Genomic DNA, 18,884 nt, shown 5'->3' with positions numbered 1-18,884 from the left:
TCACGGAGTGAGCGTGAGCTTGGCCGGCTCGCGCCAGTCCCGTGCCTGACCGTCACGGGTGGCGGTTCACGGAGTGAGCGTGAGCTTGGCCAGCTCGCGCCAGTCCCGTGCCTGACCGTCACGGGTCGCCTCGGCGAACGCGGTGTCGCCGAGGCGCTCGCGCGTCTCCGCGGCGATCCCGGCCGCGTCCCGCTGCGAACGGTCCGGCGTGCCGCGCACGCCGTCGCTCGCCGCGACCAGCCGCGCGGCCTGCTCGTACTGTCCCTGACGCAGCGCGACATCCGCGACCCCGATCAGCATCTCGGCGATCAGCGGCTGGTACGTCGTCTCCACGGCCGCGCCGAACGCCTCCGCCCGGTACGCGCGGGCCTGTTCGAGATCATCGGTGAGATACCCGGACAGGTCCGTCACCCTGACCCGGGCCATGTCGCTCAGCCCCTCGTTGACCAGCATCTCCCGCACCGTGGCCAGGTGCCGGTACGCCTCGTCCGGCTCGCCGCGCCAGCGCGCCAGATGGGCCTTGGCCAGCGTCAGCTCGGCCAGCACCTCCGGCCAGGCCAGCCCGCCCGCCCACCGCTGCGCCTCGGCCATGGCGGCGGCGCTGGACCGCTCGTCACCGAGCAGCCAGTAGAGCTGCGCCTGCCGCGCCCGCAGACTGATGACGTCCTCGGTCGCGCCCACCTCGATCAGCGCCGCGACGGCCTCCTCGCACTGCTCGCACGCACGGGCGAACTCGCCGCGCATCGCGAGCCGGTCGGCCGTGAAGGCCAGCGCCGAGGAGATGCCCCACCGGTCACCCATCGCGCGGAACTCGGCGAGGGCGATCTCGGCGTCGATGTCCACGTCGGTCTCGTCGCCGTCGAGGGTGAGCCGGAACCGGCCACGGGTGAGCCTGGCCTGCGCGCGCACCCAGGGGTGCTCGTCGGCGATGAGCGGGTCGAACACGGACATGAACGCCGTCGGCTCCCGCAGCAGCCGCTCCCACAGCGCGACGAACCCCAGAACGGGATGGCCGTGCCCGCGGTCCTTGGTGACCCGGTACGCCTCGTGGATCCACTCCTGCGCCTGGTACTGGTCGCCGCCGGGCCCGGAGGTCACGAACACCGTCACGATGGCGTACGCCAGCGCCCGCACGTCGTCGGACACCTCGCCGGGCAGTGAGGCCGCCGCGATGCTCAGCTCGGTGCCCTCGGTCCGGTGCCCGCTGAGGAAGTAGTACCAGCCCGCGCCCCCGACCAGCCGCATCGCCTCCTCGGCCCAGCCCTCGGCGATCGCCCCGCGCAGGGCCGCGCCGAGGTTGTCGTGCTCGGCCTCCAGTGTGGCCAGCCACTCCAGCTGCTCGGCCCGGCGCAGGTGCGGCTCGGCCTTCTCGGCCAGCTCGGTGAAGTAGGCCAGGTGCGCCCTGCAGACCTGCTCGCCCTCCCCGGCCTCGATGAGCCGGTCGGTCGCGTACTCCTTGATGGTGCCCAGCATCCGGTAGCGCGGCGTGCCCTCGCCGTCGGCGATCAGCAGCGACTTCTCGATCAGCGCGGTGAGCACGTCCAGCACGAGTTCCCCGGCGAACGTCTCGCCGCCGCACACCCGTTCCGCCGCCTCCAGGCTCGCCCCGCCGGAGAACACCGACAGGCGCCGCAGCACGCCGCGTTCGGCCTCGGTCAGCAGGTCCCAGCTCCAGTCCACGACCGCGCGCAACGTCTTGTGCCGGGGCAGCGCCGTACGGCTGCCGCTGGTCAGCAGGCGGAACCGGTCGTCGAGCCGGCGCGCGAGCTGATCGACCGACATGGTACGCAGCCGCGCCGCGGCCAGCTCGATGGCCAGCGGGATCCCGTCGAGCGCCCGGCAGATCCCCGCCATGGCCGACAGGGTTCGCGGGTCGGAACCGATGTCCTTGCGCACCAGTTCCGCGCGGTCGCGCAGCAGCCGCACCGCGGGCGATGAGGCGGGGTCGCCGCCAGGGGCGGGCAGCGCGAGCGGCTCGACCTGCCACAACACCTCCCCGGTGATGCCGAGCGGTTCCCTGCTCGTGGCCAGGATGCGCAGCCGCCTGCAGCCCCCGAGCAGCCGGTCGGCGAAGTCCGCCGCCTCCTCGATCACGTGCTCGCAGTTGTCCAGGATCAGCAGGATGCCGCGTTCCCTGACCGTGGCGATGAGCCGGTCCATCGGTTCGCCATCGCGCGGGGCGCCGAGCAGCGCCTGGTCGCGCAGGCCGATCGCGGTCAGTGCGGCCTGCGCCAGCTCGCCGCCGGCCCGTACCGAGGCGAGTTCGACCAGCCACGCCCCGTCCGGCAGCTCGGCGAGCATCGTCCGCGCGGTCTCCGTGGCCAGCCTGGTCTTGCCCGAGCCGCCCGGTCCCGTCAGGGTGACCAACCGGTGTTTGAGGGCCAGGGCGGCGACCGCGGCGACGTCCTCGTCCTTGCCGACGAAACTCGTCAGCTCGGCGCGCAGGTTCGTCCTGCGGTTCTCCGGCCCCTCGCCCAGCTCGCCCCGCAGCAGCGCGGTGTGCAGCGCGGAGAGCTCGGCCGACGGGTCGGCGCCCAGCTCCTCGGCGAGCCGCTCACGGGTGCGCTGGTAGACGGTCAGCGCCTCGGTCCCGCGCCCCGCCTCGGCCAGCGCCCGCATCAGGGCCGCCACGAATCCCTCGCGCAGCGGGTACGCGGCCACCAGCTCGGTCAGCTCGGAGACCATCTCGGAGCCGTGGCCGAGCCGGATGTCGGCGTCCACCCGATCGCCGAGCGCGGTGACGTGCAGCTCGTCCAGGCGCGCGACCGCGTTGTCGAAGGCGTCGCTGTCCTGCAGCGCGATGTCGGCCATGGCCGTGCCGCGCCACAGGGCCAGGGCCGAGCGCAGCAGCTCCGCCCGCTCCGCCGGTTCGGCGGTACGTGCCTGGGCGACCAGGCGCTCGAACCGGGACACGTCCACGGCGTCGGGAGCCACGGCCAGCCGGTACCCGCCGGCGTCCGCCTCGATCACGCCGTCCGGCAACACCCTGCGCAGCCTGGACACCAGCGCCTGCAGGGCGTTCACCTCGTCCGCGGGCGGCCGCTGTCCCCAGATCCAGTCCACCAGCCTCGAACGCGTGACGATCCGGCCAGGTTCGAGGGCGAGCGCGGCCAGCAGCGCGCGCAGCCGGGCGCCGGGGACGTCCAGCACGGCCTCATCGCGGTTCCGGACCTCGAACGGCCCGAGCAGTCCAACTTGCACATCAGCAATTGTGCCGAACCGCAGCCACAAACTGTCACAAATCCCCCCGGCTACCCGGTCAATCGTGGGTGAGAGCCGCCATTTTTGCCTCAGCGTGCCCGTGAAAAAGGAGAAGACGCATGTACCAGAACGCCCCGTTCGTCATCGACCCCACCGGTGCCGACCGGCACGCTGAGTACCGGGCACTGCGGGCCCGCGGCCCGGCCATCCCCGTGGACGTCCTTGGCCTGCGCGCCTGGGCGGTCAGCGACCCCGCCCTGCTCAAGACCCTGCTCACCAGCCCCGACGTGTCCAAGAACGGCCGTGTCCACTATCCGGACTTCCAGCAGACGATCCGCACGTGGCCGCTCGCCCTGTGGATCGAGGTGCAGAGCATGCTCACCGCGTACGGCGCCGACCACCGCAGGTTGCGCCGGATGGTCGCGCCCGCCTTCAGCGCCCGCCGCATCGCCAGGCTGAAGCCGGTCATCGAATCCCTGGTCGCCGAGCTGATCGACGAACTGGCCGCGCTGCCCCCCGGCGAGGTGGTGGACCTGCGCGAACGCCTGGCCTACCCGCTGCCGATCGCCGTGATCGGCCACCTGATGGGGGTGCCGGAAGACCAGCGGGGCGACTTCCGGCAGATCGTCGACAACGTCTTCGACAGCACGCTCACACCCGAGGAGGCCCAGGCCAATGCCGCACGTCTCTTCAAGGCCACTGACCAGTTGATCGCCACCAAGCGCCGCGACCCCGGCGACGACATGACCTCCCTGCTCATCGCGACCCGCGACGAGGAGGGCGACGGCACCGGCTTCACCGACGTCGAACTGCGCGACACGATGATCCTGATGATCAACGCCGGGTACGAGACCACCGTCAACGTCATCGACCAGGCCGTCCTCGCCATGCTGCGGTCTCCCGAGCAGCTCGACCTCGTCCGTACGGGCCGGGCCGCCTGGGCGGACGTGGTGGAGGAGACCCTGCGCGCCGAGCCCGCGATCAAGTACCTGCCGCTGCGTTTCGCCGTGACCGACATCAGGCTGCCCGACGGCCAGGTCATCGCCCAGGGAGCCCCCATCCTGGCCGCGTACGGCGCCGCCAACCGCCACCCGGACTGGCACGGCCGGGACGCCGACACCTTCGACGTCGCCCGCAAAGCGAAGGACCACCTGGCGTTCGGCTACGGCGTGCACTTCTGCCTCGGCGCTCCGCTGGCCCGCCTCGAAGTCGCCGAAGCGCTGCGTCAGCTCTTCGACCGTTTCCCCGCCATGGAACTGGCGGAACCCGCCGACGCGCTGCGGCCGATTCCCACGCTCATCAGCAACGGTCACCAGCGGCTTCCTGTTCGCCTGCGCCCCGCCGGGTAGGTGTCACAGAACGGGGCCCTGTCCGGTCTGAGCTGTGCAGGGCCGGACCGAACCGGCCGTCGTACCGCGAAGGAAGCCTGATGAGCACCGATCACACGCACCACCTGGACAATCCCGACAAGAGCGGTCCGCCGCCGAACATCGAGGTGGTCGCCACCGTGCCGGGCGCGCCGCCCGCGCCGGCGGGGGCCGAGGCGATGACGATCCGGGTCACGTTGCCGCCGAGGAGCCCTGGCGCGCCGCCACACCGGCACTCGGGGCCCGCGTTCGGGTACGTGATCAAGGGCGCCATCAACTTCGAGCTCGAAGGCGAACCGGTCCGGGTCGTACGGGCCGGCGAGGCGTTCTGGGAGCCCGGCGGGGACGTGATCCACTACCAGGACGGCAACCACCTGGACGACGAGGAGTCGGCCTTCGTGGTGACGATGTTCTGCGCGCCTGGGCAGCCGATGCTGACCGTGGTCAGCCCGGAAGAGCTGGAGGCCAGGCGCGACCGCCGGGCGTCATGACCGCACGGTGGGCGTGCCGAAGGCGGGAACCGGTCCGGTTCCCGCCTTCGGCGTCGCGACCTGGAAACCAGGCTCGCCTATGCGGTGTTCAGTGCGGCCCTGAGGACCTCGATGGCCTGGGCGGTGGCGGCGCGCGCCGCGCGGGTGTCGCGCAGCGGGTCGAGCATCATGAAGTCGTGCAGCGTGCCGTTGTAGCGGACGCTGGTGGTGGGGACCCCGGCCTGGGTGAGCCTGCGGGCATATGCCTCGCCCTCGTCGCGCAGCACGTCGCACTCGTCCACGACGACGAACGCCGGCGGCAGCCCGGCCAGCTCGTCCAGGCCGGCGCGCAGCGGTGAGGCGGTGATCTCGGCGCGCTGGGCCGGGTCGGTGGTGTAGGAGTCCCAGAACCAGGCCATCGCCCTGGCGGTCAGGTACGGCCCGGCCGCGAACTCGCGGTAGCTGCCCGTGTCCTGGGCGGCGTCGGTGACCGGGTAGTACAACGACTGGTGCACGAAGGTCACGTCGCCGCGCCGCTTGGCCAGGATGGTCAGCGCGGCGGTCATGTTGCCGCCGACCGAGTCCCCGGCCACCGCCAGCCGGGAGGCGTCCAGCCCCTCCTCCGCGCCGTGCCGGGTGATCCACTGGGCGGTGGCGTACGCCTGCTCGATCGCGACCGGGTAGCGGGCCTCGGGCGAGCGGTCGTACTCGACGAAGACCACCGCCGCGCCCGTCCCGACCGACAGCTCGCGCACCAGCCGGTCGTGTGTGCCGGCGTTGCCCAGCACCCAGCCGCCGCCGTGCACGTACAGGATCGCGGGCAGCACGCCCGTCGTCCCGGCCGGCTTGACGAGGCGTACCCGCACGTCGCCGACGCCGGCCGGGACGGTGATCCACTTCTCGTCCACGTCCGGCTTGCCGACCGGGGCGGCCTGCAGGTCGTCGAGCACCTTGCGGGCGCCGTCGGTGCCCAGCTCGTACAGGAACGGGGGCTTGGAGGTCGCGTCGGCGAGCTCCTGCGCCGCCGGCTCAAGGATGTTGTCCTTCATCTTGAATGCTCCGTCTTCCGGTCGGAGGATTGCTTCGCCCTCTAAGACCGGAGGGCGCCCGGTTCCGTGACACCGGGATCGGGAGCAACAACTGGGTATGTGCCGCTGATCTGCGAGGTCAGGCGGCCGGCGCCAGGTCCCCAGTAGTCGTCACCAGGGGACCCCAGTGGCCCGGGCCAGGGTGCCGACCAGGCTTTCCCAGGGCGCGACGCAAGGGCTCGACAACCGATCGTGATCGCAGTGGCATCGCCGGATGCCGCGGTGTGAACGGAGCCGAGATCGTGACTGTTGACCTTTTGGAGCCGCACAGAGAATCCGCGCAGCGGACCGACGACCGGCCGACGGGCAGAGGCGACGGGGCCGTCTCGGCGTTCGTCAGCGCCACGCCCCGCCTTTTCGCGATCGGCCTGCGCATGCTGCACGACGCGGGCGAGGCCGAGGACGTGGTGCAGGAGACGTGGCTGCGATGGGCCCGCGCCGACCGCTCGGTGGTCGCCAGCCCGCCCGCCTTTCTCGCGCTGACCACCACCAGGCTGGCCATCAACGTCGCCCAGTCCGCCCGCAGGCGGCACGAGACCGCCGCGGGCCCCTGGCTTCCCGACCTGACGGACCGCTCCGTCAGCCCTGAGACGGCGGCGGAGCGGCGCGAGGCGATCGGCGTCGCGATGCGGCTGCTGCTGGCGCGGCTGACCCCCGCCGAGCGCGCGGTCTACCTGCTGCGGTTGGCCTTCGACTACCCCTATCGCCGGATCTCCGAGCTCCTTCACCTGGGCGAGGACCACGCGCGGCAACTCGTGCGGCGCGCCCGCGACCACCTAGCCACTGGCCGGAGCCGGCCGGTGAGCGGCCTCGCGCACCGCCGCCTCGTACGCACGTTCCTCGCCGCCGCGGAGACCGGCGACCTCGCCCAACTGGAGGAGCTGCTCGCCGCTGGCGTCGATCACGCGCGTCAACCCCGCGACGTCCCCGGACCCGCGCCGATCACGCGCGCGCACTCCGTACGGCAGCCGCCCAGATCGTGACGGCGACCAGCAGGACGCAGACGGCCGCGATCGCCGCGACCACGGCGGCCACGCCGATCAGGGGCGCGGCGAGCGGCAGCGTCAGGACGACGGCGACGCAGCCGAGTACCGCGGCGGGCGCGATGACGGGCTCCGCGCTGACCAGCACGTGTACCGCCCACAGCAGGACAAGATAGACACCGACGGGCACGGCGACCGCGTAGCCGAGCATTAGCGGCGCGGCCGCGACATGATGCCCGCTCTGTTCCACCGCCACTTCGAGCCCCGCGCCGAGCGCGGCCAGGGCCGCGAAGATGCCGTAGTGACCGTATCCCCACAGGTAGGAGCGATGGCGGCGGTCGCTGAGACCTTCTCCCGCCGGCCCGAGAAAGTACAGCCACCACAGGGCGAACAGCAGGACGAGACCGGAGCCGGCGACGACCACGAAGGGACCGTTGACCTCACCCGCTTCGAGCGCGCCCGCGACTCCTCTGCTCGCGGCCAGCACGCTCTCCCCGAGCAGGATGATCGCGAACAGGCCGTAGCGCTCGGCGATGTGGTGCGGGTGCCAGTTGGTGGGCCTGGCTCGCTCGGCCCACCGTGGCACCGCGAGCTCCAGGGCGGCCAGGCAGACGAAGACCGGCAGGGCGAGCGCCGAGGGCGGGGCTCCTGTGTCCGCGACGGCGAGCCACAGCCAGCCCGCCTGCAAGACGGCGACGCCGCCCGCGTAGCGGAACGCGGTCCGGCGGCGCTCCGGGTCTTCGAGCCCGGCCCGCAGCCACTGGGCGACGAGCCCGACCCGCATGATGAGGTAGCCCAGCGAGACGACGCCGAAGTCGGCGTGGCCCATGGCGGCGGGCACACCGGCGGCCAGCACCAGTACCCCGGCCATCTGCACCATGGTCAGCAGCCGGTAGACGACATCGTCGGTGTCGTAGGACGAGGCGAACCAGGTGAAGTTCATCCACGCCCACCAGATCGCGAAGAACACCTGCAGGAACGGCACCAGCCCGGCCAGGGCGTGATCGTCGGCGATGAAGTGCGCGAACTGCGCGGTGACGGCCGCGACCGCGACCACGAACGTGAGGTCAAACAGAAGTTCGAGCTGGCTCGCGGCGCGGTGCGGTTCGTCGATGGGGCGCGCGCTCATCCGTACGCGGATCCGGATCATGGCGCCGGGTGGTGGCAAGGTCTCGCTCCTGTCGCGTCGAAACGTACGTTCCGCCTCTAAGACAGGGCGGCTTTCCCATCCGTGACAGCGCGGGCTACTCGTGGAAGCCGATCTCCCGGTGGGTGCCGTCGCACAGCGGTTTGTTGCCGGAATGGCCGCAACGGCAGAGCGTCATCCTGTTGCGGGTCTCCAGCGGCAGGCCGTCCGACCGTACGACCGGCACCCGGCCGGTCACCCAGAGCGCGCTCGCCAGCCCGTCCTCCTCCTCCAGGACCGAGACGGCCTGCGGGAGGTCGGGCTCGATCGTCTCGCCGCCGCGTTCGATCGCGAAGCTGTAGGAGCCGGACGGGCAGTTCCCGATGCGGCCCATGACCTCCGAGCGCACGTCGCTGTCGCCGGTGTCGGCCAGCATTTTGGCGATCGGCCTGGTACGGCCGATGCAGAAGGCGGCGTGGACGCACAACTCGCCCACCCGCTGCGCCGAGACGCCCACGCCGTCGTGCACGTGCTGCAGTTCCCGGTACGGGCGCATGACCGGGCTCTCCGTGCCGTCGAATGCGATCAGGGCGTGGGTCCCGTCGCAGAACGGCTTGGCGCGCGAGTGGCCGCAGCGGCACAGCGCGTAGGTGTCCTCGGTTTCGAGAGGTTCGCCGGTCTTCCAGGTCAGCGCGTCGTTCTCGGCGGAGACGAGTTTGCGTTTGCGTCTGAGCGGGACGCCGCCGTACACGACGTACGGGCCGTCGCGGAGCACGACGATCCGCTGCCCGTCACCGACGCTCCACCGGCGCGACTCGGGCGGCACGAACGAGAAGGTGGGCCCGGCCGTGACGCCGTCCTCGTCGGGCATCCGCAGCAGGGCCTCGGCCTGAGCCCTGAGCGCGTACATGGTGCCGGTGGCGACGGCGAGCAGCCTCGGGCTGCCGTTGAACGCCCGCTCCAGCAGGTGCAGGATCGCGCAGTAGGTGTGGTCGAACTCGTCCTGGGCCGCCCGGATCGCGCTGCCCGGCTCGGCCGGACGCGGGTTGGGCCGCATCGGGCGTATCCCGTCCGCGTCCACGAAGATGGTTTCGCCCGTGGGTCCTGACCGCGGGGTGTCTCCGCGCCGGTAGCGGCGGCCGAGTCTGAGTTCCTGGAAGCGGTAGTAGTGGGCGACCTCGTCGCGTTCCGGGTGGAAGATGTTCCGGTCGCCGTCCCAGACCTCGCCGCGGCCGGCGCCTTCGCCCTGTTCGACGATCTCCTCCAGCGCCGCCAGCGCGGAGTCCAGGCCGTCCACCGCGATCAGCCGGCCGGCGGTGTGCCGGAAGTGCGCGGCGCTCACCTGGCGGGCCGGATCGCCGCCGAAGACCTCCTTCTCCCCGAGCTGTTCGCACAGGTGGCGCAGTCCTTCTTCGATCGCGGCGTAGAACTGCCCGATCGTCTCGTACGCGTCGCTCTCGGCCGGGGCGCCGGGCGGCGCGGGCCGTTCCAGGCGCAGGAACATCTCCAGCGCCTGCGGGCCGAACGGGAGCAGCGACAACTCCAGATCGCCGTGCGGCAGCCCGCGAGGGTGCGGCGGCAACATCTCCGGCGTGTCGAGGCGCGGCCGGCCGCCGACGGCGTTCAGCAGGTTCGCGGCCAGCGCCAGGTGCAACATCTCCTCGGCGAAGACGCTGCCCACGACCTCCACGGCCTCGGGGTTGCGTTCGGGGTCCAGGGAGTACAACGCGCACAGGTACGGCGGCAGCGTCGCGTGCTCCAACTCGACCGCCCACTGCAAATGCTCACGCAGACTTTCCAGAGAGTCGATCCGCGCCTCACGCGGCATGATCGCCCGGCCCGGAGCCGTCCTCCAGCACCTCGACCGCGTCGTGCAGGCCCCGCAGGCCGATCTCCTCGCGCTCGGCCTCCGTCGGATCGAACAACCACTCGGTGACCGACAGGTTGACGCTCTCCTCCACGTGACTGGACTCGACCAGGGTCACCTCCGCCTCGATCTCGACCTTGAGCTCGTGCAGAGAGTGGTCGTCGCCGATCGAACCGCTCATCATTCCTCCCAAACGTGGCTGGTCAGCCGGCACCCGCGCCGGGCGCGGGTGCCGGCTGAGGGGGTTACTTCTTGGGCGGCGTGTTCAGGCCGGGCCAGTCGAGGTAGCGGATCGTGCCGAGCGAGGCGCGGTCGTCCACCGGGACCAGCGACTTCTCGCTCAGCTCGCTGCCGAAGTAGCGCGCGTGCGGGTCGGTGACCACCTCGCGCGAGTCGCCCCACGCGGTCAGCGCCGCGCGGAAGAACTCATCCATCGGGACCCGCTCGGGCCCGGCGATCTCGATCCGGCCGTTCAGCGGCGATCCGACCGCGGTAAGGCCGATCGCCTTGGCCACGTCGTCGCCCGCGATCGGCTGGAACAACACGGGCGCGATGTGCACCTTGCCGTCCACCGTGGCCTCGTCGGCGATGCCGCGGGCGAACTCGAAGAACTGGGTCGAGTGCACCAGCGAGTACGGGATGCCCGACTTCTCGATCAGCTGCTCCTGCGCGATCTTCGCCGCGAAGTAGCCGTTGTCCGGCATCCGCTCCGTGCCGACGATCGACACCGCGACATGGTGCCCCACGCCCGCCTCCGCCTCCGCCTCGAGCAGGTTGCGCGTGGAGGTCTCGAAGAAGTTCAGCACCGCCGCCCGCTCGAACGACGGCGAGTTCGACACGTCGATGACGACCTGCGCGCCCACCAGCACCTCGGCCAGCCCTTCGCCGGTCAGCGTGTTGACGCCGGTGTTCGGCGCGGCCGCCACCGCCTCGTGGCCGTGCTCGGTCAGCTTCGTCACCAGCTTCGACCCGATCAGGCCCGTACCGCCGATTACCACGATCTTCATCGCGATCCCTTCCATCCTCCGGGCCATCTCCGTTGCCACCCGGTCGCCAGCTAAGACCGGACAGCCTCCGCGCTTGTGACGGCTACGGCGAAATTCTTTACTGAACCGGTTATTTGGCCCGGCGGGGATCTTGGGTGTATGCAGATTCAGGCACTTGACGAGGGCGGGGGCGTGAAGCAGCGGATGCGTGAGAACGTGGGCTTACTCGGACGAGGACCGGAGTGCGCGCTCCTCGATCGGCTGATCGCGGCCGTCCGCATGGGGGAGAGCCGCGTGCTCGTGGTCCACGGCGCGCCCGGAGTCGGCAAGTCGGCGCTGCTGGAGTACGCGGAGAACGCGGCGACCGGCATGCGGGTGTTGCGCGCGGGCGGCGTCGAATCCGAGATGGAGCTCGCCTTCGCCACCCTGCACCAGTTGTGCGTCCCGCTGCTGGATCGGCTGGAGCATCTTCCCGAGCCGCAGCGCGACGCGCTGGAGACGGTGTTCGGGATGCGCGGAGGCACGCCGCCAGAACGTTTCCTGGTCGGACTGGCCGTGCTTACCCTGCTGTCGGACGCCTCGGAGGGGGCCCCGCTGCTCTGCGTGGTGGACGACGCGCAGTGGATGGACCGGGCCTCGGCGCAGGTGCTGGGCTTCGTCGCGCGGCGGCTGCTCGCGGAGTCGGTCGGCCTGGTCTTCGGCTCCCGCCGGCGCGCCCGGGACCTGCTCGGACTGCCGGAGCTGGAGGTCACCGGGCTGAAGCCCGCCGACGCGCACGCGCTGCTCAGCTCGGTGACCCACGTACGGATCGACCAGGACATCCGCGACCGGTTCGTGGCCGAGACCAGGGGCAACCCGCTCGCCCTGCTGGAACTGCCGCGTGAGCTGGCCGTGTCCAGGACGGCGAGCGGATTCGGCCTGCTGGACGCCGACACGCTGCCCGGCCGGATCGAGCAGAGCTTCCTGGCCAGGATCGGGGAACTGCCCGAGCAGACCCGGCTGCTCCTGCTCATCGCCGCCGCCGAGCCGGTCGGCGACCCCGCGCTGGTGTGGAGCGCCGCCGAACGGCTCGGCGTCACACCGACGACCGTCCTGGCGAGCGGGACGGACGGGCTGCTGGAGTTCGGCGCACGGGTGATCTTCCGCCATCCGCTCGTGCGGTCGGCCGTGTACGGGTCGGCGAAGGAGGGGGACCGCCGGGCCGTCCACCTCGCCCTGGCGGAGGTCACCGACGCGCGGACCGACCCCGACCGCCGCGCCTGGCACCTCGCCTCCGCGACGGCCGCGCCCGACGAGAGCGTGGCCGCCGAGCTGGAACGAGTCGCCGGCTGGGCGCAGGCGCGTGGCGGGCTGGCCGCCGCTGCGGCATTCCTGCAACGATCCGTGGCGCTGACCATCGACACCTCGCGGCGGGCCGAACGCGCCCTGACGGCCGCGGACGCCAGCCTCCGGGCGGGCGACATCGAGACCGCGCGCCGGTTCGCCGACCTCGCGGACCGGGACGCGCAGAGCGAGTTCCAGCGCGTACGGGCCCATCTGGCACGCGGTCACATCACGTTCGCGGCCGGCTTCAACAACGACGCGCCGCGGATGTTGCTGACCGCCGCGCGGCGGCTGGAGCCGTTCGACATGGACCTGGCGCGGGAGACGTACTTCATCGCCTGGGCCTCGGCGTCGTTCGGCGCCGCTAACCGGGACAGCCTCCTGGCCATCTCCCGTGCGATGCGGGAACTGCCCGCTCCCGAAGGCAGCCCGCGTGCCCTCGATCTCGTGCTCGAAGGCTACGCGCTGCTCATCACCGACGGCCGCGGCGCCGCGCTGCCCATCTTGCGGAGGGCCAAGACCGCGCTCGCGGACCATCCCGTACAGGACCTGCTCAAATGGGGCTGGGCGGCGTGTGGCGTGAGCGCGCTCCTCTGGGAGGACCGGATCATGCCCGACACGCCGACCAGGGCGGTCGAGGAGGTGCGTACCGCCGGCGCCCTGTCCGAGCTGCCCATCTACCTGCACGCGCTGGGCGTGCCGATCTCGCTGAGCGGCGAGTTCGCCGCCGCCGCCGCGCTCGTCGCCCAGTCCCAGGCCGTCGCCGACGCGACCGGCGTGCCCATGACGCAGCACACCCAGCTGCTGCTGACGGCGATGCAGGGCAAGGAGGCCGAGGCGTCGGCGCTGATCGCCGCCACGATCGAGGAGGCCGGCGCCGCCGGGCAGCTGAACGGCGTCGCCTCCGCCCACTGGGCGGCCTCGGTCCTGTACAACGGCCTGGCCCGCTACGGGCAGGCACTGCCGGCCGCCCAGGCCACCACCCGCAGCGCCAACGTGATCGTCTCCCAGTGGGCGCTGCCCGAACTGGTCGAGGCGGCGGCGCGGGCCGGGGACGACACAGCCGCGCGCGGGGCGCTCGAAGGTCTCGCGGACGCGGCGGAACCGTGCGACACGGACTGGGCGCAGGGCATCCTGGCCCGCTGCCGCGCGCTGCTGAGCGACGAAGCCGCCGCGGAGGACCTCTACCGCGAGGCGATCGAGCGGCTGGGCCGGACGATCCTGCGTCCCGAACTGGCCCGCGCCCACCTGCTGTACGGCGAGTGGCTGCGCAGGGATCGGCAGCGGGCCGAGGCGCGGGCGCACCTGCGGACCGCGTACGAGACGTTCGTGTCGATCGGCATGGAGGCGTTCGCCGAGCGGGCCCGGCGCGAGTTGCTCGCCACGGGGGAGAACGTGCGCAAGCGGACGAACGACGCCTCGGCGAGCGAGGAGCTGACGGCGCAGGAGCGGCAGATCGCGCTGCTCGTGCGGGACGGCCTGTCCAACCCGGAAGTCGGAACCCGGCTCTTCCTGAGCCCGCGCACGGTCGAGTGGCACCTGCGCAAGATCTTCGCCAAGCTCAGGATCAGCTCGCGCAGGCAACTCGGCGACGCACTCTCCGGCACCGAACCTTCCTGACGCGGCTGTGGCCGCGCCCGTCGCCTGGGGCGGCCCAGGCCGGGGAGCTGCCCTGGCCCGGGCCGACCAGTGACACTCACGGGTGCGACCCGGCGGCCGGCTGCGCGAGTCTCGGCGGACCGGACCACGCGCGCGAGCCGCGTCGTCCTCGATCCGAGGAGGCAGTCATGTACGAGCAGTCGCTGGACGGAGCCGTCGCGCTCGTCACCGGGGCCAGCAGCGGGATCGGCGCCGCCACCGCGCGCCGCCTGGCCCGCGAGGGCGCGGCGGTGGCCCTGGCCGCCCGCCGCCGCGACCGCCTGGAGCGGGTCGCGAGCGACATCGTGAAACTGGGCGGGGAGGCGGTCGTGTCAGAGGCCGACCTCACCGAGCCCGGCCGCGCCGACGACCTGGTGCAGGACACGCTGGATCGGTACGGGCGGCTGGACATCCTGGTCAACAACGCCGGCATCATGTTGCTGAACTCGGCGCTGCACACCACCGTCGAGGAGTGGGACCGGATGATCTCGCTCAACGTGGCGGCGCTGCTGCACGTCACGCACGCCGCCGTGCCGCATCTGATCTACGCGGCGTCCACCTCACCGCGGCAGGTGGCGGACCTGGTGAACGTCGGCTCGACGGCCGGCCGCGTCGCCCGGCCTGACAGCAGCGTGTACGGCCTGACCAAGTCCGGCCTGAGGTCGTTCAGCGAGTCGCTTCGCCAGGAGCTGATCGGCGAACGTGTCCGGGTCAGCGTGGTGGAGCCCGGCACCGTGGACACCGAACTGGTGGACCACGTCAGCGACACCACCAGGGACGCGGCCCGCCGGGAGGTGGCCGGCATCGAGGCGCTGCGGCCGGAGGACATCGCGGACGCGATCAGCTACATCGTCACGCGCGAGCGGCGGGTCGCCGTCAACGAACTGCTGGTCCGCGCCGCCGACCAAACCTGGTAACCAACACCCGCCCACCTCGCCCTCCCCGCCACTCTCCCCGGCCGCTCCTCCTTCCGCTCTTCCCGGCCACCCCACCCACCCCGGCCGGGCTAGCGGCGCGCGAGGGGCGGGCTACCGGGATCGTGAAATATCCGGATCGTGGAACTCCTGCTCGTCGCGTGCCAGGTCCCGACCGGGCCGCGCTCACCCAGCGGCACAGCCCGCCCCGCGGCCATCACGGTCGCCGGTCGCGGCCGGACCACGCCCGTAGTGGGCGAGGCACCGTGAGCCGGGCGTTCCTCGCCGCGGTGTGCGGGCTCGCGGGCCTGGCCCTGCTGGCCGTATGGCTGCGCGCCACGTACTTGGTGATCCGCGTCCGCGGCGACAGCATGGCCCCGGCGCTGCACCATGGAGACCGGCTGTTGTCCCGGCGCACACGCCTGGCGGCACTGCGCAACGGGCAGATCGCCGTCGTGCTGAACCCCCGCCCGACCGGCAGCAGGTTCCTGGTCAAACGCGTCGCCGCCCTGCCGGGTGATCCGGTCCCCGACTGGGCACGGACGGCCGTCGCCGACGACCTCGTCCCGGCCGGCAGGTTCGTCCTGATCGGCGACAACACCGAGGTCAGCTTCGACTCCCGCGAGCACGGCTTCTTCAACGCCGACGACCTCCAGGCCGTCGCCCTCAGAAAGCTGGAGCCGCAACATGCCCGCTGACGAGGAGCGCCCAACCGCCGGCGAGGCGAGCCCGACCGCGTCGCCGCGTGAGGCCGCCGGCGAGGTGCGGTTGGTGGTGTCGGCGCGGGAGGCCGCGGCCACCGCCTGGAGCGGCGCCGCCGTACCCATGATCGGGTATGCGGTCACCCTGCTCGGCGCGGCCGCAGCGCCGGTGGCGGTGGCCTGGCTGACCAAGCTGGTCATCGACGGCCTCACCGGAGACGCCACCCTGGCCGAGCTGCTGGCCCTGGCCGGGGGGCTGGCCGGCACCGGCGTAGCCGCCGCGATTCTGCCGCACTGCTCGCGCTACCTCGGCGGCCAGATCGGCCGCGCGATGGCGGCCACCACGACGGACCGGCTGTTCGCGGCCACCGCCCGATTCCCCGGGCTGCGGCCGTTCGAGGACCCGCGTTTCCTCGACCGGCTGCGGCTGGCCCAGGAGGGTACGTCCAGGGCCGACGGCATCGTCACCGAGTCCTTCGGCCTGATCCGCTCCTCCGCCACCGTGCTCGGCTTCGTCGGTTCCCTGCTGGTGATCAGCCCGGTCATGACGCTGATCGTGTTGTGCGCCGCCGTACCGGCACTCGTCGCGCAGCTCAAGCTGTCGCGCCGGCGTACGGCCATGATGAAGGAGATCGGCCCGGCCGAGCGGCGGCAGTTCTTCTACAGCACCCTGCTCAGCACCATCGAGGCCGCCAAGGAGATCAGGCTCTTCAACCTGGGCGGATTCCTGCGCGGCCGGCTCATGGCCGAGCTGTCGACGGCGCACGCGGCCAAGCGTCGGATGGACCGCAGGGAGTTGTCCGCGGAGGGGGCGCTGGCCCTGCTGTCCGCCGTGGTGGCCGGCGGCGGGCTCGTCTGGGCCATAGCCGCGGCCCGCGCCGGGACGCTCACCGTCGGGGACGTGTCGATGTTCGCCGCCGCCGTCGTCGCCGTCCAGGGCGGGCTCGACAACCTGGTCAACGGCATCGCGATGACCGACCACAACCTGCGCCTCTTCGGCCACTACGTGACGGTGGTCAGGGCCGCGCCAGACCTCGTGGTCCTCCCCGCCGTCCCGGGGCCGCTGCGCCGGGGGATCGAACTGCGCGACGTGTGGTTCCGCTACAGCGACGACCACCCCTGGATCCTGCGCGGCGTGGACCTGTTCATCCCGTACGGCGCCGCAGTCGCGCTGGTCGGGCTCAACGGTGCGGGCAAGAGCACGCTGGTCAAACTGCTCTGCCGGTTCTACGACCCGACCCGGGGCACGATCCTCTGGGACGGTACCGACCTGCGCGAGGTGCGCCCGGACGCGCTGCGCGAGCGGATCAGCGGCGTCTTCCAGGACCACATGGCCTACGACTTCTCCGCCCGCGACAACATCGGCGTGGGAGACCTCGGCGTCCGCGACGACCTGGACCGGATCCGCGCCGCCGCGCGAAGGGCCGGCGTGGACGAGTTGCTGACGGCCCTGCCGCGCGGCTACGACACGCTGCTCACCCGGCTGTTCAGCAGCGAGGAGGACCGGGAGGACGCTTCGACGGGCGTCGAGCTCTCCGGCGGCCAGTGGCAGCGTACCGCCCTGGCCAGGGCCTTCCTCCGCGACGGGCGGGACCTGATGATCCTCGACGAGCCGAGCTCCGGCCTCGACCCCGAGGCCGAGGCCGACGTGCACGCCCGGATGCGCGACCACCGCGCCGGCCAGACCAGCCTGCTCATCTCCCACCGGCTCAACACGGTGCGGGACGCCGACCTGATCGTCGTCCTGGAGGACGGGCGCGTCACCGAGCGGGGCGGCCACGACGACCTCATGGCGGTGGACGGCACGTACGCCCGCCTCTTCCGCCTCCAAGCCCGCGGATTTCACGAGACGAGCTCCCGTGAGGTCCGCGCCCAGTGAACCCCGAGATGAGAAAGGAGGTGAGACAGAATGCTGGACAAGCTCATCGACCGGTTGATTCCCACGGTCAAGGCCGACGCCGCGTGCACGCCGAGGTGTGTGCAGATCGGCACGCCGAGCGCCGGGTGCTACCTGATGCGGTGCACCAATGGCGACTGCTCCACTCACACGGTCACCATCTGCGACTGACTCGGCGTGGAAAGGTGGGAAGGGTGAAGTCCATCACCGCCCTGGCGGACCGGATCGTCGCCTTCGTCGTACCGGCGGGCGACGCGCAGGCTGCCTGCACCGCACGCTGCGTTCTGCAGAGCACGACCTGCACCGGCAGCATCTGCTGCTCGGTGTTCCAGTGCTGGCGGACCGACTGCTCGGTCTACATCAGGAAGCAGTGCGCTTAGGTAACCAAAAGGGATAGCCCTCTGGCCGGCGCCGGCCAGAGGGCAGTTCCCTGTTCTACAGAGACGCGCCCCGGAGTATGTCCTGGTGCCGGCGGCGCAGGTGGTCGGCCGGTTCGATGCCGAGCTCCGTACTGAGGATGTCGCGCATGCGCCGGTAGGCGTCGAGCGCTTCGGCACGGCGGCCGCGCCCGGCCAGGGCACGCAGCAGCAGCTCCCACAGGGACTCGCGGAAGGGGTGGGCCTCGACGAGGCGCTCCAGCTCCGGGATGACCCAGTTGTGCGGACCGAGCCGCAGCTCCGCCTCCACCCACAGCTCGGACGCGGTCACGTGCAGGGCGTCCAGGCGGCGGCGCTCGCGGCGTACGGTCTCGACGTCGATCTCCGGCGCCAGCGGACCGTGCCACATGTCCAGCGCCTCCCGCAGCAACTCGGCCGCCCGCACGGGACTGCCCGCGGTCAGAGCCGCCGATCCCCGTACGAAACACCGCTCGAACGCCCTGACGTCCACGGCCCGGTCCGGGACCGTCAGCGTGTAGCCGTTCCCGAAAGTGGTCAGGTCGACGCCGTTGGCGGCCAGCGGCGCCAGAGTGCGCCGCAGGCGGTAGACGTACGTCTGCAGGCTCGCCCTGGCCGTGGCCGGCAGCTCCTCCGGCCAGAGCTCCGTCATCAGCCGATCCACGCTGACCACCCCACCCGGCCGCAGCATGAGGACGGCGAGGATCGCCTGCTGCTTCGCGGCCCGGACGTGGATCGCGCGGCCCCCGCCGTCGACCACCGCCATGCGCCCCAACAGTTGGAACATCGTGTACCTCCCGATCGGCATTGTGTTCGGGGCGGGTATGTTCCAGGTATGACGGGCGCATGTGCCGCAGATCGCCGGCCCGCGCCCCCCCCACGTAAACGCACTTCGGACCCCGGTTGCCCGAGGTCCGAAGTGAGGTCA

At 71.9% G+C, this 18,884-nt stretch carries 16 protein-coding genes; 9 read left to right on the top strand and 7 right to left on the bottom strand.

The window, feature by feature from the left end:
* Window positions 1–66 precede the first annotated feature (66 nt).
* A complete protein-coding gene (locus AB0I81_RS38780) occupies window positions 67–3,201 on the bottom strand; it encodes a BTAD domain-containing putative transcriptional regulator (RefSeq protein WP_360667763.1) in 3,135 nt (1,044 codons plus the stop codon).
* 119 nt (window positions 3,202–3,320) lie between these two features.
* Here AB0I81_RS38780 and AB0I81_RS38775 point away from each other — a divergent pair, with 119 nt between their 5' ends.
* Together AB0I81_RS38775 and AB0I81_RS38770 are read left to right on the top strand one after the other, a co-directional pair.
* Window positions 3,321–4,550: a cytochrome P450 gene (locus tag AB0I81_RS38775; protein ID WP_360667760.1), complete on the top strand. Its 1,230-nt coding sequence runs from the start codon at window positions 3,321–3,323 to the stop codon at window positions 4,548–4,550.
* Between the two features lie 80 nt (window positions 4,551–4,630).
* Complete coding sequence (locus tag AB0I81_RS38770; RefSeq protein WP_360667757.1) at window positions 4,631–5,059, top strand: cupin domain-containing protein; 429 nt, start codon at window positions 4,631–4,633, stop codon at window positions 5,057–5,059.
* 77 nt (window positions 5,060–5,136) lie between these two features.
* Here AB0I81_RS38770 and AB0I81_RS38765 read toward each other — a convergent pair whose 3' ends face one another.
* Window positions 5,137–6,087, bottom strand: coding sequence for an alpha/beta hydrolase (locus AB0I81_RS38765; protein WP_360667754.1), 951 nt, complete (start codon window positions 6,085–6,087; stop codon window positions 5,137–5,139).
* A gap of 281 nt (window positions 6,088–6,368) precedes the next feature.
* Between AB0I81_RS38765 and AB0I81_RS38760 the strand changes: the two genes are divergently transcribed.
* Entirely contained in the window at window positions 6,369–7,109 is a 741-nt protein-coding gene (locus AB0I81_RS38760) for a sigma-70 family RNA polymerase sigma factor (RefSeq protein WP_360667751.1), read from the top strand.
* Here AB0I81_RS38760 and AB0I81_RS38755 read toward each other — a convergent pair.
* From AB0I81_RS38755 to AB0I81_RS38740, 4 genes are all read right to left on the bottom strand, one after another.
* The gene (locus tag AB0I81_RS38755) at window positions 7,069–8,259 is read right to left on the bottom strand and encodes a low temperature requirement protein A (protein WP_360667748.1); all 1,191 of its coding nucleotides are present in this window, start codon (window positions 8,257–8,259) and stop codon (window positions 7,069–7,071) included. The genes AB0I81_RS38760 and AB0I81_RS38755 overlap by 41 nt on opposite strands.
* 94 nt (window positions 8,260–8,353) lie before the next feature.
* Window positions 8,354–10,063, bottom strand: a complete 1,710-nt coding sequence (locus AB0I81_RS38750; RefSeq protein WP_360667745.1) for a ferritin-like domain-containing protein — start codon at window positions 10,061–10,063, stop codon at window positions 8,354–8,356.
* On the bottom strand, window positions 10,053–10,283 hold the full coding sequence (locus tag AB0I81_RS38745; protein ID WP_360667742.1) for a hypothetical protein: 231 nt from the start codon (window positions 10,281–10,283) through the stop codon (window positions 10,053–10,055). Before AB0I81_RS38745 ends, AB0I81_RS38750 begins: the two co-directional genes overlap by 11 nt.
* A gap of 64 nt (window positions 10,284–10,347) precedes the next feature.
* On the bottom strand, window positions 10,348–11,109 hold the full coding sequence (locus AB0I81_RS38740; RefSeq protein ID WP_360667739.1) for an SDR family oxidoreductase: 762 nt from the start codon (window positions 11,107–11,109) through the stop codon (window positions 10,348–10,350).
* Window positions 11,110–11,247: 138 nt separating this feature from the next.
* Between AB0I81_RS38740 and AB0I81_RS38735 the strand changes: the two genes are divergently transcribed.
* The 6 genes from AB0I81_RS38735 (at window position 11,248) to AB0I81_RS38710 (ending at window position 17,941) form a co-directional block, all read left to right on the top strand.
* Entirely contained in the window at window positions 11,248–14,031 is a 2,784-nt protein-coding gene (locus AB0I81_RS38735) for an AAA family ATPase (protein WP_360667736.1), read from the top strand.
* Between the two features lie 167 nt (window positions 14,032–14,198).
* Window positions 14,199–14,966, top strand: coding sequence for an SDR family NAD(P)-dependent oxidoreductase (locus AB0I81_RS38730; RefSeq protein WP_360667733.1), 768 nt, complete (start codon window positions 14,199–14,201; stop codon window positions 14,964–14,966).
* Window positions 14,967–15,229: 263 nt separating this feature from the next.
* A complete protein-coding gene (locus AB0I81_RS38725) occupies window positions 15,230–15,661 on the top strand; it encodes a S26 family signal peptidase (RefSeq protein ID WP_360667730.1) in 432 nt (143 codons plus the stop codon).
* Entirely contained in the window at window positions 15,651–17,543 is a 1,893-nt protein-coding gene (locus AB0I81_RS38720) for an ABC transporter ATP-binding protein (protein ID WP_360667727.1), read from the top strand. Before AB0I81_RS38725 ends, AB0I81_RS38720 begins: the two co-directional genes overlap by 11 nt.
* A gap of 30 nt (window positions 17,544–17,573) precedes the next feature.
* Window positions 17,574–17,732, top strand: coding sequence for a hypothetical protein (locus tag AB0I81_RS38715; protein WP_360667724.1), 159 nt, complete (start codon window positions 17,574–17,576; stop codon window positions 17,730–17,732).
* A 23-nt stretch (window positions 17,733–17,755) separates the two neighbouring features.
* Window positions 17,756–17,941, top strand: a complete 186-nt coding sequence (locus tag AB0I81_RS38710) for a hypothetical protein (RefSeq protein ID WP_360667722.1) — start codon at window positions 17,756–17,758, stop codon at window positions 17,939–17,941.
* 55 nt (window positions 17,942–17,996) lie between these two features.
* Here the strand turns inward: AB0I81_RS38710 and AB0I81_RS38705 are convergent, their stop codons facing one another.
* The gene (locus AB0I81_RS38705; protein ID WP_360667719.1) at window positions 17,997–18,743 is read right to left on the bottom strand and encodes a BTAD domain-containing putative transcriptional regulator; all 747 of its coding nucleotides are present in this window, start codon (window positions 18,741–18,743) and stop codon (window positions 17,997–17,999) included.
* Window positions 18,744–18,884: the final 141 nt, after the last annotated feature.

This window comes from Nonomuraea sp. NPDC050404 (assembly GCF_040655495.1).
In the GTDB taxonomy this organism is placed as follows: Bacteria; Actinomycetota; Actinomycetes; order Streptosporangiales; family Streptosporangiaceae; genus Nonomuraea.
Note: the sequence above shows the minus strand (reverse complement) of the source record. Positions and strands in the feature narration are given on the sequence as shown.